This window comes from Microbacterium sp. H1-D42, assembly GCF_022637555.1.
In the GTDB taxonomy this organism is placed as follows: domain Bacteria; phylum Actinomycetota; class Actinomycetes; order Actinomycetales; family Microbacteriaceae; genus Microbacterium.
Window position 1 is genome coordinate 1,793,955 of record NZ_CP093342.1, and the last position, 22,948, is coordinate 1,816,902.

The 22,948-nt window shown below is 68.3% G+C and carries 19 protein-coding genes; 18 read left to right on the plus strand and 1 reads right to left on the minus strand.

All coding sequences use genetic code 11. The features are described from left to right. Positions 1-91 precede the first annotated feature (91 nt). The 7 genes from MNR00_RS08525 (at position 92) to MNR00_RS08555 (ending at position 8,638) form a co-directional block, all read left to right on the plus strand. Entirely contained in the window at positions 92-766 is a 675-nt protein-coding gene (locus tag MNR00_RS08525) for an acyl-CoA thioester hydrolase/BAAT C-terminal domain-containing protein (protein WP_241928710.1), read from the plus strand. Between the two features lie 97 nt (positions 767-863). Further along, complete coding sequence (gene efp, locus MNR00_RS08530) at positions 864-1,427, plus strand: elongation factor P (protein WP_241928711.1); 564 nt, start codon at positions 864-866, stop codon at positions 1,425-1,427. Between the two features lies 1 nt (position 1,428). Further along, the gene (nusB, locus tag MNR00_RS08535; protein ID WP_241928712.1) at positions 1,429-1,839 is read left to right on the plus strand and encodes a transcription antitermination factor NusB; all 411 of its coding nucleotides are present in this window, start codon (positions 1,429-1,431) and stop codon (positions 1,837-1,839) included. Positions 1,840-1,886: 47 nt separating this feature from the next. Further along, positions 1,887-5,249, plus strand: coding sequence for a DEAD/DEAH box helicase (locus MNR00_RS08540; RefSeq protein WP_241928713.1), 3,363 nt, complete (start codon positions 1,887-1,889; stop codon positions 5,247-5,249). A gap of 85 nt (positions 5,250-5,334) precedes the next feature. Beyond that, positions 5,335-6,423, plus strand: coding sequence for a crosslink repair DNA glycosylase YcaQ family protein (locus MNR00_RS08545; protein ID WP_241928714.1), 1,089 nt, complete (start codon positions 5,335-5,337; stop codon positions 6,421-6,423). Positions 6,424-6,530: 107 nt separating this feature from the next. After that, the gene (locus MNR00_RS08550) at positions 6,531-8,105 is read left to right on the plus strand and encodes a Rieske 2Fe-2S domain-containing protein (RefSeq protein ID WP_241928715.1); all 1,575 of its coding nucleotides are present in this window, start codon (positions 6,531-6,533) and stop codon (positions 8,103-8,105) included. After that, positions 8,105-8,638, plus strand: a complete 534-nt coding sequence (locus tag MNR00_RS08555) for a GNAT family protein (protein WP_241928800.1) — start codon at positions 8,105-8,107, stop codon at positions 8,636-8,638. The genes MNR00_RS08550 and MNR00_RS08555 overlap by 1 nt, the downstream gene beginning before the upstream one ends. A 106-nt stretch (positions 8,639-8,744) precedes the next feature. Here MNR00_RS08555 and MNR00_RS08560 read toward each other — a convergent pair whose 3' ends face one another. Further along, on the minus strand, positions 8,745-9,680 hold the full coding sequence (locus MNR00_RS08560) for an NUDIX domain-containing protein (RefSeq protein WP_241928716.1): 936 nt from the start codon (positions 9,678-9,680) through the stop codon (positions 8,745-8,747). A 130-nt stretch (positions 9,681-9,810) separates the two neighbouring features. Here MNR00_RS08560 and pyrR point away from each other — a divergent pair, with 130 nt between their 5' ends. From pyrR to MNR00_RS08615, 11 genes are all read left to right on the plus strand, one after another. Beyond that, entirely contained in the window at positions 9,811-10,341 is a 531-nt protein-coding gene (pyrR, locus tag MNR00_RS08565; RefSeq protein WP_241928717.1) for a bifunctional pyr operon transcriptional regulator/uracil phosphoribosyltransferase PyrR, read from the plus strand. Further along, the gene (locus MNR00_RS08570) at positions 10,338-11,306 is read left to right on the plus strand and encodes an aspartate carbamoyltransferase catalytic subunit (RefSeq protein ID WP_241928718.1); all 969 of its coding nucleotides are present in this window, start codon (positions 10,338-10,340) and stop codon (positions 11,304-11,306) included. The genes pyrR and MNR00_RS08570 overlap by 4 nt, the downstream gene beginning before the upstream one ends. A gap of 1 nt (position 11,307) precedes the next feature. Continuing rightward, positions 11,308-12,624, plus strand: coding sequence for a dihydroorotase (locus tag MNR00_RS08575; RefSeq protein WP_241928719.1), 1,317 nt, complete (start codon positions 11,308-11,310; stop codon positions 12,622-12,624). Then, positions 12,621-13,127, plus strand: a complete 507-nt coding sequence (locus tag MNR00_RS08580; protein WP_241928720.1) for a hypothetical protein — start codon at positions 12,621-12,623, stop codon at positions 13,125-13,127. The genes MNR00_RS08575 and MNR00_RS08580 overlap by 4 nt, the downstream gene beginning before the upstream one ends. Continuing rightward, entirely contained in the window at positions 13,124-14,272 is a 1,149-nt protein-coding gene (gene carA / locus MNR00_RS08585; RefSeq protein WP_241928721.1) for a glutamine-hydrolyzing carbamoyl-phosphate synthase small subunit, read from the plus strand. Before MNR00_RS08580 ends, carA begins: the two co-directional genes overlap by 4 nt. Further along, positions 14,272-17,559 (plus strand): carbamoyl-phosphate synthase large subunit, encoded by a 3,288-nt coding sequence (gene carB / locus MNR00_RS08590; RefSeq protein WP_241928722.1) that lies wholly within the window; start codon positions 14,272-14,274, stop codon positions 17,557-17,559. The genes carA and carB overlap by 1 nt, the downstream gene beginning before the upstream one ends. Beyond that, entirely contained in the window at positions 17,556-18,419 is an 864-nt protein-coding gene (gene pyrF / locus MNR00_RS08595) for an orotidine-5'-phosphate decarboxylase (protein ID WP_241928723.1), read from the plus strand. Before carB ends, pyrF begins: the two co-directional genes overlap by 4 nt. Beyond that, positions 18,412-19,320 (plus strand): guanylate kinase, encoded by a 909-nt coding sequence (gmk, locus tag MNR00_RS08600; RefSeq protein WP_241928724.1) that lies wholly within the window; start codon positions 18,412-18,414, stop codon positions 19,318-19,320. The genes pyrF and gmk overlap by 8 nt, the downstream gene beginning before the upstream one ends. A gap of 79 nt (positions 19,321-19,399) precedes the next feature. After that, positions 19,400-19,654 carry a DNA-directed RNA polymerase subunit omega gene (gene rpoZ, locus MNR00_RS08605; protein ID WP_179410807.1) on the plus strand — a complete coding sequence of 85 codons (255 nt, stop codon included), beginning with the start codon at positions 19,400-19,402 and terminating at the stop codon, positions 19,652-19,654. Between the two features lie 122 nt (positions 19,655-19,776). Continuing rightward, entirely contained in the window at positions 19,777-20,973 is a 1,197-nt protein-coding gene (gene metK, locus MNR00_RS08610; RefSeq protein WP_241928725.1) for a methionine adenosyltransferase, read from the plus strand. Positions 20,974-20,981: 8 nt separating this feature from the next. Further along, positions 20,982-22,946, plus strand: coding sequence for a primosomal protein N' (locus tag MNR00_RS08615; RefSeq protein WP_241928726.1), 1,965 nt, complete (start codon positions 20,982-20,984; stop codon positions 22,944-22,946). Positions 22,947-22,948 lie beyond the last annotated feature (2 nt).

Below are 22,948 nucleotides of genomic sequence, written 5' to 3' on the forward strand. Positions count from 1 at the left end.
TCCGAACGGCACCGCTGTGCTCCTTCTCGCGGGGTCGAGCGGACGTGTGGAAAGCGATCGGGCTCGGCTGCTGTCGAGGACGGGCTCACGGGTGCGCGCCATCCGATGGTTCGGTGGGGTGGGTCAGCGGCCGTCTCCGCACGAGGTGCCCCTGGAACTTTTTGCGAAGCAGCTCGATCTGCTGCGGCGGGATGCTGATCGCGTCCTCTTGTTCGGCACATCCTTCGGTGCGGAGGCCGCGCTCGCGACGGCGAGCAGGTACCCCGTCGACGGGGTGATCGCCGTCGCCCCGTCTGCCGTCGTCTGGGCAGGGGCGGATGCAGGGACGTGGTCGTCGCATTGGACGCACCGTGGTGAGCCGGTGGCGTTCGTTCCATTCGATCCGGTGTGGGTGCCGGATGCGGATCCGCCGGCATTCGTCTCGCTGTACGAGTCGAGTCTGCGGCTCGACCCTGCGGTGACACAGGCTGCACGCATACGCGTCGAGGACATCCTGGCCGAAGTGCTGCTGATCGCCGGCGGTGACGATCAGGTCTGGCCGAGCGTGCACTTCGCCGAGCAGATCGCCGGCACCCGGGAGCCGCTCGGGCTCACGACGACCATCGTCAGTCACGCGCACGCCGGGCATCGGCTGCTTCTGCCCGGTGAGCGTCCGGTCACCGGAGGGGTCAGCATGCGCCGCGGCGGCACGCCGGACGCGGATGCTGAACTCGGCGCACTGGCATGGCCGGAGATCGGCAGGATGCTCCGCGGTCCGGTTGACTGAAAGGGCCCGCCACGGGCATCCGATAGAATCATTGCTTGGCCACTCTCGCGCGCAACCGCGCCGGCCATCTGACTTCGAAACGAATGGACACGCACGCATGGCATCCACCGCAGACATCAAGAACGGCGTCGTCATCAAGATCGACGGACAGCTCTGGAGCGTCGTGGAGTTCCAGCACGTCAAGCCCGGCAAGGGCGGCGCGTTCGTCCGGACCAAGCTGAAGAACGTCGTCACGGGCAAGTCGGTCGACAAGACCTACAACGCCGGCACCAAGATCGAGATCGAGAACGTCGACCGCCGCGACTTCACCTACCTGTACACCGACGGTGACAGCTTCGTGTTCATGGACGTCGAGGACTACGACCAGATCACGGTGTCCGACACGGTCGTCGGCGACGCGAAGAACTACATGCTCGAGAACCAGCAGGTGCAGATCGCACTGAACAACGGCAACCCGCTGTACATCGAGCTTCCGGCATCCGTCGTGCTCGAGGTCACCTACACCGAGCCCGGCCTGCAGGGCGACCGCTCATCGGCAGGCACCAAGCCCGCCACCGTCGAGACCGGCTACGAGATCCAGGTTCCGCTGTTCCTCGAGCAGGGCACCAAGGTCAAGGTCGACACCCGCACGGGCGACTACCTCGGCCGCGTCAACGACTGAGTTGAGCGCCCGCACCAAGGCGCGCAAGCGCGCCCTCGACATCCTCTTCTCGTCCGACATCCGTGACGAGGAGCTCTCGGTGACGCTCGCTGCGGCCGCCAAGCGCGCCTCGAGCGAGCCCTCCCGCGAAGCGTCGTGGCTGTACGCCCGCGACATCGTGGACGGCATCATCGATCACCACGATGAGATCGACGAGCACATCACCACGCACAGCCGTGACTGGAAGCTCGAGCGGATGCCCGCCGTCGACCGCGCCCTGCTGCGGATCGGCACATGGGAGATCGCTTACAACGACGAGGTCCCGACCGCCGTCGCGATCGATGAGGCCGTGGAACTCGCGAAGGAGCTCTCCACCGAGGACTCCGGCGCGTTCGTGCACGGCGTGCTCGCCCGAATCGCTCGCTCGATCTGACCCCGCCCGGCGTCCGTGATGTCGGAAGCAGCGGACAGGATGCTGTGATGAGGTCCCCCCAGCCGGATGTCCACACGCTGCGCGCGCTCGCGGGCAGCGGCGGGTACCAGCGCGGGCTCGACTACGCCCGCAAAGGGCGGGTGGGCAAGATCCGCTGGGACGCCGCGGCGCAGACCCTGTCGGCCGACGTGTTCGGCAGCGGACGCTCACCGTACCGCTGTCGAGTGCGGTTCGACGGTGCACGGATCATGCGTGCAGACTGCTCGTGCCCAATGGTGTCCGACTGCAAGCACGTGATCGCCGCGATCCTGATCGGCGCCGAGGCCGAGCGCGACCTCGGCGCGGCAGGGGGATCGGATGCCGCGACGCGCGCTCCGGCATCATCCGCTCCCGTCGATCCGCCGTCGGCCGCGTCCAGCCCGCCGCCGCGCGCGGCCTGGGAGCAGTTCGGCGCACTCGCGCGGACGCCAACCCAGCCGACCTGGCGTTCGATCCTCACCCCGCCGCCGACGCGCGGGGAGCAGGCATCGCTGGCACTGGGCATCGAGGTGCGCGTGCGCGCCGAGAGCCTGCACAGTCGCTGGGGCGCTGCCGCGCTGAAGACCGCGACACCGCGAGACCTCAGTGGAGCTCACGGCGAGATCATGCTCGTGGTGCGGCCGCTCATGCGCAGCGCGTCGACGGGAAACTGGATCCAGGGCGAGGCGTCCTGGGATTCGATGCGGCGCACCACGGGCCGGTTCGACCCCGCCCAGGTGCGCTGGTTCGACGACTTCCTCAACATCGCGCGGGACTCGCTGCTCTCCGGCACCGCCGGCGACTGGATCGCACTCGACCGCGTCGAATCGCCGCTGATCTGGCGGCATCTCGACGACCTCGGCCGCCTCGGCATCCCGCTCATCCCCACGCAGAAGCACACCATCGCGGTGATCGCCGCACAGGCCTCTGCGGGCCTGCGGATCGATCCTCTCGACACCGGTGACCGCGGTCTGAGCGTCGCCGCGGCAGTCGAGTTCGACGGTGAGGCCGTGCCGGTGGCATCCCTGCATCCGATCGGACACGTCGGGCTGTACCGCTGCGAGGTCGTCGCCACGACGATCCAGGTGACCCTCGGTCGTGTCGCACTGCCTGCCGCCGTGCACGCCGCGATCACGACCGGCAGGGCCATTCCCGTGCCGGAAGCCGATCGCGAGGCGTTCCTGCGCGACCTGTACCCGGTGCTCGCGCGGCAGACCACGGTGCAGGCGCCGAAGGCCCTGACGCTGCCGGCTCTCGCCGTTCCGGAGCCGGTGCTGCGCGTCGCATTCCGCAGCGAGCACCGCGTCGAGTACCGCTTCGAATGGGAGTACGCCGGTCACGGCATCGTGCCGTTCGCCGCCGCCTCGGAGACCTTCCGCGATTCGGATGCTGAGGAACAGCGTGCGCGCGACATCGAGCGCATCTGGTCATCAGTGACCTCTGAGGCGTTCCAGGGGCACGGTCGCCTCGAGCAGATTCCGGCAGCGGAATGGTCGGCGCACGTGCTGCCGGCGTTCGAGGACAGCGACGTGAAGGTCGTGACGACAGGGCGCCGCACGAAGTACCGCGAGCTGGCCGGCACACCTGAGATCTCGGTGTCGACCGTGGAATCGACCGATCCCGACTGGTTCGACATGGGCATCCTCGTGAAGATCGCCGGTCACTCGATCCCGTTCACGCCACTGTTCACCGCCCTGAGCATGCGGCGCACGAAACTGCTGCTCGTCGACGGCAGCTACTTCTCGCTCGCGCACCCCGCGCTGCAGCAGCTGCGCGACCTCATCGATGAGGCGGCAGGACTCACCGAATGGGAGACCGGACCGCGGATCAGCCGGTATCAGACGGCGCTCTGGGAGGACTTCGAAGATCTTGCAGACGAGGCGGAGCCCGCGGTCAGCTGGCGAGCGATCGCCGAGGGCCTGCGCGGGGTCGAGCAGGTGCCGACGACGCCGGTGCCCGCTGGCCTGCACGCGCAGCTGCGTCCCTACCAGCAGCAGGGCCTGGACTGGCTGGCGTTCCTGTGGCAGCACCGACTCGGCGGCATCCTCGCCGACGACATGGGTCTGGGTAAGACGCTCCAGCTGCTGTCGCTGATCGCGCACGCCAAGCAGCACGGCGAGAAGCGACCGTTCCTCGTGATCGCGCCGACATCCGTGCTCGCGACGTGGCGCAACGAGGCTGCTCGCTTCACGCCGGGCCTGGACGTGCGCGTCGTCGAGGGCACCGCCACCCGCCGCGACATGGGCATCGTCGACGTCGCCGCGGATGCTGACATCGTCGTGACCTCTTACACGCTGCTGCGGTTGGATGCTGAGGAGTACGCGCGCGTGCCCTGGGCGGGCATCATCATCGATGAGGCGCAGTTCGCGAAGAACCCCGCCACAAAGGTGCACCGGGCGATCGCCGACCTCGAGGCGGATGTCACGATTGCCGTGACGGGCACGCCGATGGAGAACAGCCTGATCGATCTGTGGGCGCTGTTCGCACTCACCGCTCCTGGACTGTTCGCATCGAAGCGCCGGTTCCGCGAGGAATACGTGCAGCCCATCGAACAGGGCAAGGTGCCGGACAATGAGGAAGGCGGCGAGTACCGCCGACGGCGGCTGGAGCGGCTGCGTCACCGGATCAGACCCCTGATGCTGCGACGCACGAAGGACCTGGTAGCCGCCGAACTGCCTGAGAAGCAGGTGCAGGAGGTATTCGTCGAACTCAGTCCGGCGCACCGCGCCGCGTACGACACCGTGCTGCAGCGGGAGCGGCAGAAGGTGCTCGGGCTGCTGCAGGACCTCGACCGCAACCGGTTCATCGTGTTCCGCTCACTCACCATGCTGCGGATGCTCGCGCTGTCGCCCGCTCTGATCGATCCGGAGGCCCCGCACGTGGCCTCCGGCAAGCTCGACGTCCTGCTCGAGCACGTCAGTGAACTGCGCTCCGAGGGGCACCGCGCGCTGGTGTTCAGCCAGTTCACCTCGTTCTTGGGGCTCGCCGCCGAACGTCTGCGCGCCGCAGGGATCCCGTACGAATATCTCGACGGTTCGACCAGGCGTCGCGAGGAGGTCATCGCCTCGTTCCGCGACGGCGACGCCCCGGTCTTCCTGATCAGTCTCAAGGCCGGCGGGTTCGGCCTCACCCTGACCGAGGCTGACTACGTTTTCCTGCTCGACCCGTGGTGGAACCCGGCGGCCGAGGCGCAGGCCATCGACCGCACACACCGCATCGGGCAGACGCAGCGCGTGTTCGTCTACCGACTCATCGCCGCCGGCACCATCGAGGAGAAGGTGCTGGCGTTGCAGCAGCGCAAGGCGCGGCTGTTCACCGCCGTGATGGACGATGAGGCGCTGTTCTCGCAGGCGCTCAGCGCCGACGACATCCGGGGACTGCTCGAGGACTGATCGCGCAGGTGTGCGCTGTTCTGAACGCCCGCCTCTGTCCTCGTGTCACTGTCCTCGTGTCACTGTCCGGTCGTAGTCTCGGGGGATGACGCCGCACGTACTCACTCGCGAGCAGGCGCGCCGGATCATCGTGCGAGCCGAGCTGCTTGACGCCCAGCGCCCTGGCGATGTCGTCGAAGTGGCCGAGCAGATCATGCAGATCAAAATCGACCCGACGGCGGTCGTCGCGCCGAGTGAGCAGACGATCCCGTGGTCGCGGATCGGATGGTCATACGAACCGGGGCAGCTGAAGAAGGCCGTGGAGGATGACCGGGTGCTGTTCGAGTACTATGGCGCCTTTCGGCCCGCGTCGCTGCTGCCGGCCATGCGCCAGAAGATGGAACACGCCGCACTGCGCTCCGGCACCCAGACATGGCTCGATGCCAACGAGCGGTTCCGCCGCGACGTACTGGCGCGGCTGGGTGCGGAAGGGCCGCTCTTCTCGGCTGACATTCCCGACACGTCGCAGGTCTCCAGGGCATCGGACGGGTGGTCGGGATCGAATCAGGTGCCCGCCATGCTCGAGGTGCTCGCCTACCGGGGCGAGGTCGCGATCGTCGGGCGGCGCGGGCGGCAGCGGTGCTGGGACCTCGCCGAGCGCGTGTATCCGGCCGAGACGTCGCCCCTGACCCTCGATGAGGCGACCGCCGAGATCGAGCAGCGCTCGCTTCAGGCCGCAGGCTTGGCCCAGCCGCACTACCACTGGAGCGGCGTCGGAAAACAGACGGGGGAGCCCGCCGCCGTCGAGGGCAGCAGCATGAAGTTCCGCGTCGATCCCGCGGCGTTGGCGGCTCTCGACGAGCCGGACCCGGGCGGACGGGTAGCGCTGCTGAACCCGTACGACCGGATGCTGTTCGATCGCACCCGCCTGGTCGAAGTGTTCGAGTTCACGTTCGTGCTCGAGCAGTTCAAGCCGAAGTCGCAGCGGGTGTTCGGGTACTTCGCGCATCCGATCCTCTGCGGGGACCGCTTCATCGGCATGCTCGATGCCGAAGTGGATCGCCCACGCGAGACGCTGCGGGTGAACGCGATCCATGAGCTGACGCCCTGGGAGCCCGATGAGCATGAACTCGTCCGTGCTGAGATCGGCGAGCTCGCCGACTGGCTTGGTGTCGAGGTCTCGGGGCTGGACTGAGGGTTTCGGCTGGACTGAGGTCTCGTTGCGGAGCGCGCCGGTTAGTCACGGCCGCGCGCCAGCATCCGCTCGGTAGAATCGAGGCTGCCCACAGCAGGAGGAGACACATGCGGATCACGGGACTCGGCCACGCCGGGATGTTCATCGAGACGACCGGCGGCAACATCATCTGCGACCCGGTGCTCGGTCCATCATTCTTCGGCTCGTGGTTCCCGTTCCCTGACAACAGGGGTCTGGACTGGGAGCGCTACGGACGTGAAGCCGACTTCCTGTACATCTCGCACCGTCACCGCGATCACTTCGACCCGCGGCTGCTTGAGAAGTACATCTCGAAGGACATCGAGGTGCTGCTGCCCGAGTACGTCACCGACGACCTCGAGGTCGACATCCGCGCACTCGGCTACAACAACATCACCTACGCGCCGGCGGGGCAGATCATCGAGCGCGGCGATCTGAAGATGATGATCACCCCGCTTCGCGCCCCCAGCGACGGACCGATCGGCGACTCGTCGCTGAGCGTCGACGACGGCACGGCATCCATCCTGAACCAGAACGACTCGCACCCCCTCGACCTCGAGGCGCTGCTGTCGTTCGGCAAGCCGGAGGCGTACTTCACGCAGGTCTCCGGCGCGATCTGGTGGCCGATGGTCTACGACCTGCCCCAGGACGCCAAGCAGAACTTCGCGAAGCTCAAGCGCGACGCCCAGAACAAGCGTGCGATGTACTACATCGAGAAGGTCGACGCTCCGCACGTCTTCCCGATGGCGGGTCCGCCGATGTTCCTGCGCGAGGAGCTGTTCCGGTACAACGGCACCGGTCAGCACGACGACTCGATCTTCACGGATCACAAGGAGTTTCTGGCGCACCTCAAGGAGCAGGCCCCGCAGTACGACGGGCAGCTGTTCATCCCCGGCACGGTCGTCGAGATGAATAACGGCGAGATGGACATCTCGCAGAGCCTGTACACGCAGGCCGAGATCGACCACATCTACGACGAGAAGTGGGAGTACCTGGCCGAGCAGAAGGCCACCCGCCAGCAGGAGGTCATCGACGAAGAGGCGCGGCGCGCGCCGGTGCTGCCGGCCGATGAGATCCTCGCCGCTCTGAAGGAATGGTGGGAGCCGCTGCTGAAGAAGTCGCGCACCATCCGCCTTGGCGTCGGCGGCAACGTGCGCTTCCAGATCGGCGAGCTCGACATGGTCGTGGACTTCCCGAAGGCGAAGGTTCGCGAGTACGCGGGGGAGGAGTGCATCTACTGGTACACGATCCCCGCCGCCCTCGTCTCGACCAACATCCGCGACCACGAGATCGACTGGTCGAACTCGATCTTCCTGTCGATGCAGTTCTCGGTGGGCCGCAGCGGCAAGTTCAACGAGTTCCTCACCACGTTCCTGAAGTGCCTCTCGGTCGACCGCATCGAGTACGTCGAGAACTGGTACCAGGAGCAGACCGACCAGACCGAGGATGCCGAGATCGACGACTGGGTGGTGCAGCGCCGCTGCCCGCACCTGCGCGCCGACCTCACCCGCACCGGCAAGATCGAGGACGGGATCCTGACGTGCAGCATGCACGACTGGAAGTGGGACCTGAACACCGGCAAGTGCCTGTCCTCGGCCGGTCACGAGATCCGCGCCGCGAAGATCGACCCCGTCACCGATGAGGCGCTGCGCCTCGGCGCGTGATGGGCGCCGGTACCAGCATCCGACTGCTCACGCTCGACGACGTCGCGGACCTGACCGCGCTCGAGTTGGCGAACCGCGAGCACCTGCGTCCTTGGGATCCGGCACGTGCGCCGGAGTACTTCACCGCTTCGGAGCAGCGGCATCGGCTCGAGGTCGCGCTGCGCGAGCACGATGCCGGGCGCGCCGTCCCGTTCGGGATCACGACGGATGGCGGTGAGCTGATAGGCCGGGTCACGTTGAGTGGCGTCGTGCGTGGCGCCCTGCAATCGTGCGCGATGGGGTACTGGATAGCGGCCGATCATCTGCGTCGTGGACACGCTGTGCGCGCGGCCGCCCTGGCGGTGGAGCACGCGTTCACGGAGTTGAAGTTGCACCGGGTGCAGGCCGAGACGCTGCCGGAGAACACCCCTTCGCAGGCTGTGCTGGAGCGGATCGGGTTCACGCAATACGGTCTCGCACCGCAGTATCTGCGTATCAACGGCGCGTGGCGTGACTTCCTGATGTTTCAGAGGATCAATCCGGCGATCGACTGAGCGACGCCCGCTCGCGGGCCGACCCTGTGTCGGACCACTGACGATCGCGCCTGCGGACGGCGTGTCGCAGATCGACACGCCGACGGACGCGCCAGCGCGTCAGTGATCAGACACGCGCCAGCAGGGTCTTGAGTTCGGCGGGGCGCAGGTCGACGCCGGCAAGCTCCTCGGGATGCACGCGCTCGATGTCGTAGCTGCCGCGCGACGGGTCGGCGAACTCCGGTCCGTCGCGAAGAGCGGGGTCCAGGCTGATGAGGTTGGCCGCGTAGAAGATCTCAGATCGGATGCTGTCCAGCGGGCGCTCATGCATGATCTCGCCGATCTCGATCTCGGCCCCGAGCTCTTCGCGCAGCTCGCGGCGCAGGGCATCCTCTGGCGAGGCATCGGTCGCTTCGACCCCACCACCGGGCATCGTCCAATAGGGCTGCTGCCCGGGGCGGGTGCGCTTGATCAGAATCATTCGTCCCTCAGCATCCGACAGCATTGCTCTGACACGCACCAGGGGGAGGGCGACCTCTACGACGGCGGGGAAGTCCAGTGCCTCCCAGAAGGCGACCGCCGCGTCGCCGGGCGCAACCCGCCCGTGCGCCACCAGCCAGGCCGTGAGCACCATGCCGTGCGTGCCCACGATCAGATGGTCTGTGGTGTGGGCGAGCAGCCCCTCGTGGAAACGCTGCGCCGCAGCATCCGGGGTCTCCCACCCTTGATGACGGCTGTCGAGCAGGCCGGCGACCCACGCCGCCCGCGCGGCGCGGAAGTCGTCATGCACACGCTCGACGCGATCGACTTCACGGAACCGGGCGTCGGCGGCGACGGCATCCACGGTGCGGGCCGTCATCAGCGCCGCAGTCTGCAGCGCTTTCCGCTCCGGACTCGAGACGACCACCGCATCTGCAGCTGAGACCGGATGAGCTGCGGCGGCAGCGATTCCGGAGGGGTTGAGCTCCCACGTGCCGGGGGAGCTGAAAGCATCGACGCGCGGCATCGCGTGGCGCAGGAAGATGATCCGCCGCAGGGGTAGGTGCGGTCGGGGCTCGTTCACATGTCGAGGGTATGGCACCTCCTGCCGATGCAGCGGGCAGCGACCGTCCTGGACCCCCGAGGCGATTCGCTAGACTGGATCCATCACCACCTTTAACCCCGTCCCGTGAGGCGGAGAAGGGAAGTGGCCATTGTCTGCACGCACCGTGCTGCAAGAAGCCGATATCGCGCGCGCTCTGACGCGCATCGCCCATGAGATCCTCGAATCCAACCGTGGCGCCGAAGGCCTGGTCCTGCTCGGCATCCCGACTCGGGGAGTGACTCTGGCAGACCGGCTCGGTCCGGTCATCTCCGGCATCGCCGGCGTCGACATCCCGGTCGGGTCTCTCGACATCACGCTGTTCCGTGATGATCTGTCGAAGCATCCGACACGCGCTCCGAAGCGCACCGCGATCCCCGATGGCGGCATCGACGGGAAGACCGTCGTGCTCGTCGACGACGTGCTGTTCTCCGGACGCAGCATCCGCGCAGCCCTCGACGCACTGCAGTCGATCGGGCGCCCCGCAGCCGTGCGTCTGGCGATCCTCGTCGACCGCGGGCATCGCGAACTGCCGATCCGGCCCGACTTCGTCGGCAAGAACATCCCGTCAGCCCGCACCGAGCGCGTGAACGTGCGGCTGCGAGAGCTGGACGGCGCAGATGAGGTGACGATCGAATCATGAGGCACCTGCTCGATACCCGCACACTCGACCGCGAACAGGCCCTGCGCATCCTCGACGTCGCCGAGGACATGTCCGACACGCAGTCCCGCGAGGTCAAGAAACTGCCGACTCTGCTCGGCAAGACCGTCGTCAACCTCTTCTTCGAGGACTCCACCCGCACCCGCATCTCGTTCGAGGCCGCTGCGAAGCGGCTCTCGGCGGACGTGATCAACTTCGCTGCCAAGGGCTCCAGCGTGTCGAAGGGCGAGAGCCTGAAGGACACCGCACAGACCCTGCAGGCGATGGGAGCGGATGCTGTCGTCATACGCCACTCCGCTTCAGGCGCCCCGCGCACCCTCGCCACGAGCGGGTGGATCTCGGCCGGCGTCGTCAACGCTGGTGACGGCACGCACGAGCACCCCACCCAGGCACTGCTCGACGCGTTCACGATCCGCAAGCGTCGGCATGGCGTCGACAGCCGCGGGCGCGACCTGCAGGGCCTGCGAGTCGTCATCGTCGGGGATGTGCTGCATTCCCGTGTCGCTCGCTCGAACGTGTGGCTGCTCTCGCTGCTCGGCGCCGACGTCACTCTCGTGACGCCGCCGACACTGGTGCCGCAGAACGTCAGCCAATGGCCGGTGCGCGTGCTCTACGATCTGGACGTCGCACTGGCCGAAGGCCCTGATGCCGTCATGATGCTGCGCATCCAGGGGGAGCGCATGCACGCCGCGTATTTCCCCACTGAGCGGGAATATTCACGGCTGTGGGGGTTGGATGCCGTGCGCGCAGCGACGCTGCCGAGCGGTAGCATTGTTCTGCACCCCGGACCCATGAACCGCGGCTTGGAGATCTCTTCCGAAGCCGCCGACTCCCCACGCTCAACCGTGTTGGAGCAGGTCACGAACGGTGTCTCAGTGCGCATGGCGGTGCTGTACCTGCTGCTCGCAGGCGAACGGAACGACGACGAAAAGAACGAGGGGAAGTGATATGAGCCAGACCCTCGTCATCGAAGGCGTCCAGCTGCTCGGACGCGAAAGCGCCGACATCGTCATCGAGAACGGCGTCATCGCCGAGATCGGGAGCGGCCTGAGCCGCACCGGCGCACGCGTCATCGACGCCGCCGGCCTCGTCGCACTGCCCGGCTTGGTCGACCTGCACACGCATCTGCGCGAGCCCGGCTTCGAGGCATCCGAGACGGTGCTGACCGGCACTCGCGCCGCGGCCGCCGGCGGCTTCACTGCCGTGTTCGCCATGCCGAACACCCAGCCGGTCGCCGACACCGCCGGAGTCGTCGAGCAGGAGCTCGCGCTCGGAGAGGCCGCCGGCTACGCCACCGTGCAGCCCATCGGCGCCGTCACCGTCGGCCAGAAGGGCGAGCGCCTCGCCGAACTCGGTGCGATGGCATCCTCCCGCGCCAAGGTCCGCGTCTTCAGCGACGACGGCTTCTGTGTGTGGGACCCGCTGATCATGCGTCGCGCCCTGGAATACGTGAAGTCCTTCGGCGGTGTGATCGCGCAGCACGCGCAGGACCCGCGGCTCACCGAGGGGGCACAGATGAACGAGGGCATCGTCTCGGCCGAGCTGGGACTCACCGGCTGGCCCGCCGTCGCCGAGGAGTCGATCATCGCCCGCGACGTGCTGCTCGCCGAGCACGTCGGCTCGCGCCTGCACGTGTGCCACCTCTCCACCGCCGGCAGCGTCGACATCATCCGCTGGGCCAAGAAGCGCGGCATCAATGTGACCGCCGAGGTCACGCCGCATCACCTGCTGCTCACCGACGACCTGGCGCGGGACTACGACGCCCGCTACAAGGTCAACCCCCCGCTGCGCACGCAGGAGGACGTGATGGCCGTGCGCGAAGGCCTCGCCGACGGCACCATCGACATCGTCGCCACCGACCACGCCCCGCACCCCGCCGAGAACAAGGCGTGCGAATGGCAGGCCGCGGCCAACGGGATGGTCGGGCTCGAGAGCGCGCTGCGCGTCGTGCACCAGTCGATGGTCGAGACCGGGATGTTGGACTGGGCGGACGTCGCCCGCGTGCTCAGCACGACTCCGGCACGCATCGGTCAGCTCGAGGGCTTCGGCTCGCTCGAGATCGGCCGTCCCGCGCACGTCACCCTGTACGACCCGTCGGTGCCTGGCGTCTTCACCGAGGCCGATCTGCACGGACGCAGCCACAACTCGCCCTACATCGGACGCGAGCTGCCAGGCCGCGTGCAGTGGACGATCCACGGCGGCACGCCGACCGTCGCCGGTGGCGTGCTCGTCGAAGATCTGCACAGCGTCAGGAGCAGCGCGTGACGCGTGAACTCGCCGGTCTGATCATGGCCGCCGTCGCGGTGGCACTGCTGCTCGCGATGTTCTTCGCCTGGCGCGCCCGCCTGCGACGCGACTCCGCTCTGACCGCCCCCATCGGGGTGCCGGAGCATGCCGATGTCACAGCTCGACACGAGATCCTCTACGTGTCGACCACGAAGCACGACGAGCCGCTGGAGCGTCTCACGGTCAGCCCGCTGGCCTACCGCGCACGTGGCGAGCTGGTGCTCACCGACAGGGGAGCGGCGCTCAGCCTAGACGGCGCCCCGACCGTGTTCCTCTCGTCACAGCGACTGGCCGCAGCCGACCGTGCGACCGTCACCATCGATCGCGTCGTCGAGCCAGAAGGGCTCATCCGCCTCGTCTGGCGGGTGGCAGACGGTGTGCTCGTCGATTCCTACCTCCGGCCCACCGCGGCCGATCCCCAGCAGATCCTCCCGGAGCTGCAGCGCCTGTGCGCCGCTTCGGAGAACGGAGTGAACCCTTGACCACGCAGACCCCAGACTCAGCCGTGCTCGTCCTCGAGGACGGCACCCGCTACGTCGGACGCGCCTACGGCGCACGCGGCACGACCCTCGGCGAGGTCGTCTTCGCCACCGGCATGTCCGGATATCAGGAGACGCTCACCGACCCGTCCTACGCAGGACAGATCGTGCTGCAGACCGCACCGCACATCGGCAACACCGGCATGAACAGCGAGGACAACGAGTCCTCGAAGATCTGGGTCGCCGGATACATCGTGCGCGACCCCGCACGCCGCGTCTCGAACTGGCGTGCCGAGGAGTCCCTCGATGATGCGCTCATCCGCGACGGCATCGTCGGCATCAGCGGGATCGACACCCGCGCACTCACCCGTCGCATCCGCGACGCCGGCGCCATGCGCGGCGGAGTCTTCTCGGGTGCGGACGCGGCGCTGGACGCCGACGAACAGCTGCGCCGCGTCACCGACGCCCCCGCGATGGCCGGACAGAACCTGTCCGCTGCCGTCTCGGTGACTGAGGCGCGCGTGCTGCCTGCCACGGCCGATCTGATCGGCAATCTCGCCGTGATCGACCTCGGTGTCAAGCAGTCCACGCTCGACAACCTCACCGCACTCGGCTTCGACGTGCACGTCCTGCCGCAGTCGGCTACGTTCGCCGAGATCCAGGCCATCGACCCGGTCGGCGTGTTCTACTCGAACGGTCCAGGCGACCCGTCCGCTTCCACTGCCCAGGTGGCGGTGCTGCGCGAGGTGCTCGATGCGCGCATCCCGTACTTCGGCATCTGCTTCGGCAACCAGCTGTTCGGCCGCGCGCTCGGACTCGGCACCTACAAGCTGCAGTTCGGCCACCGCGGCCTGAACCAGCCCGTTCTCGATCGGGCCACCGGCCGCGTCGAGATCACCGCGCACAACCACGGCTTCGCCGTCGAGGCGCCTCTGGAGGGCACCTTCGAGAGCCCGAACGGCTACGGCCTCGTCGAGGTCAGCCACGTCGGTCTCAACGATCAGGTCGTCGAGGGTCTCCGCGCCCACGGCATCCCGGCGTTCTCCGTGCAGTACCACCCCGAGGCGGCGGCAGGTCCGCACGACGCCCACTATCTCTTCACCCGCTTCCGCGATCTCGTCATCGCGAACCAGGAGGCCAGCAAGTAATGCCGAAGCGCGACGACATCAATTCCGTCCTGGTCATCGGCTCCGGCCCGATCGTGATCGGTCAGGCCTGTGAGTTCGACTATTCCGGCACCCAGGCCTGCCGCGTGCTGCGCGAGGAGGGCGTGCGCGTCATCCTCGTCAACTCCAACCCGGCCACGATCATGACCGACCCCGACTTCGCCGACGCGACCTACATCGAGCCGATCACGCCCGAGGTCATCGAGACGATCATCGCCAAGGAGAAGCCGGATGCCATCCTGCCTACCCTCGGCGGACAGACCGCCCTGAACGCGGCCATGGCGCTGCACGAGCGCGGCATCCTCGAGAAGTACGACGTCGAGCTCATCGGCGCCAAGGTCGATGCCATCCGCAAGGGCGAGGATCGCCAGATCTTCAAGGAGCTCGTCCTCGAAGCAGGCGCCGACGTCGCGAAGTCGGTCATCTGCCACAGCATGGACGAGCTGCTCGCCGGTGCCGAGGAGCTCGGCTACCCGCTGGTCGTGCGCCCGAGCTTCACGATGGGCGGTCTCGGATCCGGCTTCGCCTACGACGAAGAGGACCTGCGCCGCATCGGCGGCGCCGGCCTGCACGACTCGCCCACCAATGAGGTGCTCCTCGAGGAGTCGATCCTCGGCTGGAAGGAGTACGAGCTCGAGCTCATGCGCGACACGGCCGACAACACGGTCGTCGTCTGCTCGATCGAGAACGTCGACCCCGTCGGCGTGCACACCGGCGACTCGATCACGGTCGCTCCTGCACTGACGCTCACCGACCGTGAGTTCCAGCAGCTGCGTGACATCTCGATCGACATCATCCGCGCCGTCGGTGTCGACACCGGTGGCTGCAACATCCAGTTCGCCGTCGATCCCACCAACGGCCGCATCATCGTCATCGAGATGAACCCTCGCGTGTCGCGTTCGTCGGCGCTCGCATCGAAGGCCACCGGCTTCCCGATCGCGAAGCTGGCCGCCAAACTCGCCCTCGGCTACCGCCTCGACGAGATCCCGAACGACATCACCGGCGTCACCCCGGCGAGCTTCGAGCCGACGCTCGACTACGTCGTGGTCAAGGTGCCGCGCTTCGCCTTCGAGAAGTTCCCTGCAGCGGATGCCACGCTGACGACCACCATGAAGTCGGTCGGCGAGGCGATGGCGATCGGCCGCAACTACACGACGGCGCTGCAGAAGGCGCTTCGGTCGCTCGAGAAGCGCGGCTCCAGCTTCCACTGGGGTCCCGAGGAGCGCTCTGTCGAAGAGCTGCTCGAGATCTCGAAGACCCCCACCGACGGCCGCATCGTGACGCTGCAGCAGGCGCTGCGCAAGGGCGCCACGATCGAGCAGGCGTTCGAGGCCACCGCGATCGACCCGTGGTTCATCGACCAGATGGTGCTGATCAACGAGGTCGCCGACAGCGTCAAGCACGCCGCCGAGCTCGACGCCGCCACGCTGCGTCGCGCCAAGGAGCACGGCTTCTCGGACGCGCAGATCGCGCAGCTGCGCGGCATCGGCGAGGCCGAGGTCCGCGGCATCCGCCACGGCCTCGACGTGCGCCCGGTGTTCAAGACGGTCGACACGTGCGCGGGGGAGTTCCCGGCGCTCACGCCGTACCACTACTCGAGCTACGACTTCGAGAACGAGGTCGCACCGTCAGACCGCACCAAAGTCGTGATCATCGGCTCCGGCCCGAACCGCATCGGTCAGGGCGTCGAGTTCGACTACTCGTGCGTGCACGCGTCGTTCGCGCTGTCGGATGCCGGTTACGAGACCGTCATGGTCAACTGCAACCCCGAGACCGTCTCAACCGACTACGACACCTCGGACCGCCTGTACTTCGAGCCGCTGACGCTCGAGGACGTGCTCGAGGTGCTCGACGCCGAGGCGCGAAGCGGCACGATCCTCGGTGTGGTCTGCCAGCTCGGCGGACAGACCCCGCTCGGTCTCGCCAAGGGCATCGAGGCGGCCGGCTACACGGTGCTCGGCACCAGCCCGGCGGCGATCGACCTCGCCGAGGAGCGCGAGCTGTTCTCGCGGCTTCTCGACGATGCCGGCCTCGTCGCGCCGCGCAACGGCACGGCGATCGACGTCGACGGTGCCGTGCGCATCGCCGAGGAGATCGGCTACCCGGTGCTCGTGCGCCCCAGCTTCGTGCTCGGCGGTCGCGGCATGGAGATCGTCTACGACACCCCCTCGCTGCGCGACTACTTCGTCCGCACCGCTGGTGAGGTCATCATCGAAGCGGGCAAGCCGCTGCTGGTGGACCGGTTCCTCGACGACGCGATCGAGATCGATGTCGACGCGCTGTACGACGGCACCGACCTGTACATCGGCGGCGTCATGGAGCACCTCGAAGAGGCCGGCATCCACTCCGGCGATTCCAGCTGCACCCTGCCGCCGGTCTCGCTCGGCCGCTCCGACATCGACCGCGTCCGCGTCGCGACACTCGCGATCGCCAAGGGCGTCGGCGTCCGAGGACTCCTCAACGTGCAGTTCGCGATCAGCGCCGGCGTGCTCTACGTGATCGAGGCCAACCCGCGCGCCAGCCGCACCGTCCCGTTCGTGTCGAAGGCGCTTGGCATCCCGCTCGCCAAGGCAGCAAGCCGCATCATGGTCGGGGCCACGGTCACCGAGCTGATCGACGAGGGCATGCTGCCGGAGCAGGACGGCTCGCGTGTGCCGCTGGGCTCGCCGGTCGCCGTCAAGGAGGCCGTGCTGCCGTTCAAGCGGTTCCGCACCCACGACGGCAAGATCGTCGACTCGGTGCTTGGACCCGAGATGCGCTCGACCGGTGAGGTCATGGGCATCGACAAGGACTTCCCGACCGCGTTCGCGAAGAGCCAGGCCGCGGCCTACGGCGGCATGCCGACCTCTGGCACCGTGTTCATCTCGGTGGCGGATGCTGACAAGCGCGCCGTCATCCTGCCGGCACACCGCCTGCAGCAGCTCGGCTTCACGCTGGTCGCGACCGAGGGCACCGCAGAGATCCTCAGCCGCAACGGCATCCAGGTGACCGTCGTCTCGAAGTTCAGCGAGACACAGGACAGCGGCGATCAGAACATCGTCGACCTCATCAACGACGGACGCATCGACATCGTCGTGAACACCCCGAGCGGCGGCGCGGCACGCGCCGACGGATACGAGATCCGCGCGGCCGCGGTCGCGGCAGACAAGGCCCTGTTCACGACCATGGCCGTGCTCGGCGCCGCCGTGAGCGGGATGGATGCCGCGCACGAGGGCTTCGAGGTGCGCAGCCTGCAGGAGTACGCGCTCGATCGGAGGGCCTCGGCGTGACGAACTCGTTCGGCGCGCGCCTTCGGGCGGCTCTCGACGCGCACGGCCCGCTGTGCGTTGGCATCGACCCGCATGCTGCTCTTCTGGAGCAGTGGGGACTGGGGCAGGATGCCGACGGTATCCGCGCCTTCGGTCTCGGCGTGGTCGAGGCCGCCGCCGGGCGGGTGGGCGTAGTGAAGCCGCAGGTGGCGTTCTTCGAACGGTTCGGATCCCGCGGATTCGCCGCATTGGAGGACGTCATGTCGGCGGCGCGCGCCGCCGGCCTGCTCGTGCTCGCCGACGCCAAACGCGGCGACATCGGCTCGACGATGGCCGGCTACGCGTCGGCCTGGCTCGAGCCGGGCTCGCCGCTCGAAGCTGATGCCGTGACGATCAGCCCGTACCTCGGGCCGGAGTCGCTGCGCGAGACGCTGACAGCCGCGGTGCGCGCCGAGAAGGGCGTGTTCGTGCTGGCAGCCACCAGCAATCCTGAGGCGGCTGCACTGCAGACCGCCCACACGATCGACGTGTCAGCGGGGGAGGGCGAGACAGTCGCCCAGCGCGTCGCTCGTGATGTCACCTGGGTGAACGGATCGGACGCCTTCGCAGGCGGATTGGGCCCCGTGGGTCTGGTCATCGGCGCGACAGTGGATCGCGCCGAGTTCGGTCTCGAGGACGGGCTGCTGCAGAGCACCCCCATCCTCGCCCCTGGATTCGGCGCGCAGGGCGCCACACCGGAGGAACTCATCGGACGTTTCGGGTCGCTCGCGCACAACGTGCTCGCGAGCGAGAGCCGCAGCATCCTCGGCGCCGGACCCGACGGCATCGCCGAGGCGATCAGCGCGCAGAGCGCGCGCTACCAGGAGGTTCTCCGTGGCTGACCGCCGTGCCGTTCCCGAAGTCGATCGAGCCGCCGCATCTCGGCGCGCGCTGGAGCGCCGCCGCGCTCGGGCGTCGCTGAAGCGCGACCTGTCCACGCGCGTCATCGCGCCGCAGGCGGTGCTGGCGCAGGCGATCGCGGACGCAGAGTCGGATGCTGCCACGATGCGCGTCACGGACTTCCTGATGGCTCTGCCCGCGATCGGCGCCGGCAAGCGTGACCGCGTGCTGGAGGACCTCGGCATCTCGCCGGTGAAGCGCCTCGGCGGGCTCGGCGTCCGCCAGCGCGTCGCACTGTCGGATTGGCTCGACGAGCGCTTCCCGCCGCACGCCGCACGCGCTGGCCGCAGCCGCCTCCTCGTGCTCGCCGGTCCCACTGCCGTCGGCAAGGGCACTGTCGCCGCGCACATCCGCGAGACGCATCCCGAGATCCACCTCTCGGTCTCGGCCACGACCAGGGCCCCGCGCCCCGGTGAAGTCGACGGCGTGCACTACTTCTTCGTCGATGACGCCGAGTTCGATCGCCTTGTCGCCGAGAATCAGCTGCTCGAGCACGCGACCGTGCACAACAAGTACCGGTACGGCACACCCCGAGGTCCGGTGGATGCCGCGCTGTCCGAGGGCAAGACCGTGCTGCTCGAGATCGACCTGCAGGGTGCGCGTCAGGTGCGGGCTGCCGAACCATCGGCATCCCTGGTCTTTCTGCTGCCGCCGACCTGGGACGAACTCGTGAACCGGCTGGTCGGACGCGGTACCGAGGACGCCGAGGAGCGCGCCCGTCGCCTGCGCACCGCCCGCACCGAACTCGCCGCACAGAACGAGTTCGATTACGTCGTCGTGAACGCCGACGTCGCGACAGCGGCTGAAGAGGTCGTAGAATTGTCCTCAGGCTCTGCGCGCTGAGCATTCGGCGCGCCAGCATCCAACGATTTAGCGACACGTCGTCAACCGACAACAGCGTCGCCCGACCAGGAGGTCCACTATGGCTGGAACCAACCAGGGCATCATCGACCCGCCCATCGACAACCTTCTCGAGCGCGTCGAGTCGAAGTACGAACTCGTCATCTACGCATCCAAGCGCGCGCGTCAGATCAACGACTACTACTCCGACCTGCACGAGGGCAACCTGTTCGACAACGTCGGACCGCTGGTCGACTCGTCCGTCGAGGACAAGCCGCTCACCATCGCCCTGCACGAGATCAACGAAGACAAGCTTCGCATCCGTCACGCTGAGTGACCTCTGCCATGTGAGCCGCCGACGTCCGCAATCGGATGTCGGCGGCTTCATGCACACTGGCAGCAACAACCTGGCGCCCGGCCGAACCCGGCTCCGCCCGAATCTCCCGATCTGGAGTACCGATGAGCGCGCTGCGTCTGTTCACGTCCGAGTCCGTCACCGAGGGACACCCTGACAAGATCTGCGACCAGATCTCCGACAGCGTCCTCGACGGACTGCTCGCGGTCGATCGCGACTCCCGCGTAGCCGTCGAGACCCTCGTCACCACGGGCCTCGTGCACGTCGCCGGCGAGATCCGCACCGACGGCTACGTCGACATCCCCACGATTGTGCGCGATGTCGTCAACGGCATCGGCTACACCTCCAGCGACACCGGCTTCGACGGCTCGTCATGTGGTGTCACGGTCTCGGTCGGCGAGCAGTCCAGCGACATCGCCCAGGGCGTCGACCAGGCGCAGGAGCACCGTGATGGCACGTCGACCGATCCGCGCGACCTGCTCGGCGCCGGCGACCAGGGAATCATGTTCGGCTACGCCACCAATGAGACTCCCCAGCTGATGCCGATGGCCGCCTGGACGGCGCACCGCATCGCCGAGCGCCTCACCGAGGTGCGCCGCTCCGGTGAGCTGGACTTCCTGCGCCCCGACGGCAAGACCCAGGTCACGCTGGGCTACGAGGGGTTCACCCCGAAGACCATCGACGCGGTCGTCGTGTCGACCCAGCATCACCCCGACATCTCGCAGGACGAGCTGCGCGGACTCGTGCGGGCGAAGGTCATCGACCCCGTGCTCGCGCAGACCGGTCTGGATCTGGCATCCGATCTGAAGTACTACATCAACCCCGCCGGCCCCTTCGTCATCGGCGGTCCGAAGGGCGACGCCGGTCTCACCGGCCGCAAGATCATCATCGACACCTACGGCGGGGCGGCACGCCACGGCGGGGGCGCGTTCAGCGGCAAGGACCCGTCGAAGGTCGACCGCTCCGGCGCCTACGCGATGCGCTGGGTGGCGAAGAACGTCGTCGCGGCCGGACTCGCCGACCGCGCCGAAGTGCAGGTCGCCTACGCCATCGGCGTCGCACGCCCCGTCGGCCTGTACGTCGAGACCTTCGGCACCGGCAAGGTGGACGAAGAGGTCATCATCCGCGCGATCACCGACGTGTTCGACCTGCGCCCGCAGGCGATCATCGAAGAACTCGATCTGCTGCGCCCCATCTACGCGCAGACCGCGGCCTACGGGCACTTCGGTCGTGAGCTGCCGGACTTCACCTGGGAGCGCACCGACCGGGCAGAAGACCTGCGCCGCGCCGCCGGCGTCTGAAGGCCGTCGTGGCGACGTCGTCTGATGGCGCGCACGCGCGCGGCCGGCGCATCGCACGCGTGCTCATCGACTCGCCGCTGCCGCAGCTGGACCGTCTGTTCGACTACGCCCTGCCGGATGAGCTGGGCGATGTCGAACCTGGCGTGCGCATCAAAGCGCCGCTGCGCACCGCTGGGCGCGTGATCGACGGGTACATCGCCGAGATCGATGTCGAACCGGATGCCGCGCGCACGCTCTCCGAGGTGGAGAGCGTCGTATCTCCCGTGGTCGTGATGCCGGACCGGCTGTACCGCCTCGCACGTCGCGTGGCCGACCGCGCGGCCGGGTCCGCCTCGGATGTGCTGCGCCTGGCGATCCCGAAGCGGCAGGTCCGGGTGGAGAAGTCCTGGCACGCCGTGCAGGACGCCCCCACCGTGTCGGAAGATGCCGTCGCCGGGGCCCGCGAGGTCGTCGCGGCGTACGGCGGACTGGCCGACGTGATCGCCGCCCGCGGGCGTGCGGCCGTCGAGGCGATCCCGGTGCAGGACGGCAGCATCCCGGGCTGGGCGAGGCTGCTCGCGGCGACCGCAGCGCTTCAACTCGCAGAGGCGCGCTCCAGCATCCTCGTCGTGCCCGACTATCGCGATCAGGAGCTGCTGCTCACAGCGCTCGAAGCAGTGCTGCCGGCCGATGCCATCGTGCGGCACGACGCGCGCCAGCCGAACCCCGACCGGTACCGCGCGTTCCTGCGCACGCTGGATGAGGCGCCGTGCGTGGTCGTCGGCAACCGCTCGGCGGTCTACTCGCCGGCGCAGGCCGGTCTCGTGGCCATCTGGGATGACGGCGACGCACTGCTGGCAGAGCCGCTCGCGCCCTACGTGCACGCACGGGATGCCGCACTGGTGCGCCAGGAGCACGAGGGCAGTGCGCTGCTGCTGGTGGGCCACACCCGCTCCACCGACGCCGAGCGCCTGGTCGTGAACGGCTGGATGCAGGACGTCACGGCTGTGCGGCGGGTGATCCCGAAGGTGAAGCTCAGCACCCCGCAGGAATTGGAGCAGACGGCGCAGCGTGTGCCATCAAGCGCATTCGCCGCGGCGCGTGCGGCGACGGCCGAGGGCCCCGTGCTGGTGCAGGTGGCTCGCCCCGGCTTCGCGCCGACTCTCGTGTGCGCCACCTGCCGTGCGCCGGCGCGCTGCACGCACTGCGGGGGACCACTTGGAGCCAGGCGACGCGGCGCGGTTCCGCTCTGCGGCTGGTGCGGCCGATCCGCGAACTCGTGGCGGTGCGACCAGTGCGACTCAGACAAGGTGCGCCTGGCCTCCTCAGGCACCGAGCGCACCGCCGATGAGCTCGGCCGGGCTTTCCCCGGCGTGCGCGTGATCGTCTCGGACGGCGCCCATCCCGTGCAGCACGTCGACGCGAAGCCGGCTCTCGTGATCGCCACGCGCGGGGCCGAGCCCGTCGCCGACGGGGGATACCGTGCGGTCATCCTGCTCGACGGGGCACGGATGCTGCAGGCACCGGAGCTGCGCATCGGCGAATCCTGCCTGCGGTGGTGGAGCAATGCCACCGCGCTGGCGGCCCCGGGCGCCCCCGTGCATCTGGTGGGTGTGAACGGACCGGTCGCGCGGGCGCTTGCCACCTGGAGCCCTGCTGCCTACGCGCGCAGCGAGCTGGAGTCCCGCGCACCACTGCACATGCCCCCGACGACCCGTGTGGCGCAGATCGACGGTCTGCCTGCCTCAGTGCGCGCTGCGCTCGGACGGCTCGCCGAGATCGGCGTGGGCGGCGAGGCCGTGCTCGGGCCGGTGCCTGTGGGCGATGACGGGCGCGTGCGCGCCCTGGTGCGCTTCGGCTACGGCGCTGGACAGACCGTCGCGGCCGCCATGCGCGCCGCGGTCGTCGCCGAGGCCGCGGCAGGTCGGCGAGGGCGCGGCCGAACGCGGGTGCCCCTCGCGGTGCACCTCGATATCCTCGAACCAGACATCTGACC

Coding starts and splice junctions, on each gene's coding strand:
- efp (WP_241928711.1), top strand. CDS start 864: ATGGCATCCACCGCAGACATCAAGAACGGCGTCGTCATCAAGATCGAC.
- MNR00_RS08540 (WP_241928713.1), top strand. CDS start 1,887: ATGAGGTCCCCCCAGCCGGATGTCCACACGCTGCGCGCGCTCGCGGGC.
- MNR00_RS08545 (WP_241928714.1), top strand. CDS start 5,335: ATGACGCCGCACGTACTCACTCGCGAGCAGGCGCGCCGGATCATCGTG.
- MNR00_RS08550 (WP_241928715.1), top strand. CDS start 6,531: ATGCGGATCACGGGACTCGGCCACGCCGGGATGTTCATCGAGACGACC.
- MNR00_RS08555 (WP_241928800.1), top strand. CDS start 8,105: ATGGGCGCCGGTACCAGCATCCGACTGCTCACGCTCGACGACGTCGCG.
- MNR00_RS08570 (WP_241928718.1), top strand. CDS start 10,338: ATGAGGCACCTGCTCGATACCCGCACACTCGACCGCGAACAGGCCCTG.
- MNR00_RS08575 (WP_241928719.1), top strand. CDS start 11,308: ATGAGCCAGACCCTCGTCATCGAAGGCGTCCAGCTGCTCGGACGCGAA.
- carB (WP_241928722.1), top strand. CDS start 14,272: ATGCCGAAGCGCGACGACATCAATTCCGTCCTGGTCATCGGCTCCGGC.
- rpoZ (WP_179410807.1), top strand. CDS start 19,400: ATGGCTGGAACCAACCAGGGCATCATCGACCCGCCCATCGACAACCTT.
- metK (WP_241928725.1), top strand. CDS start 19,777: ATGAGCGCGCTGCGTCTGTTCACGTCCGAGTCCGTCACCGAGGGACAC.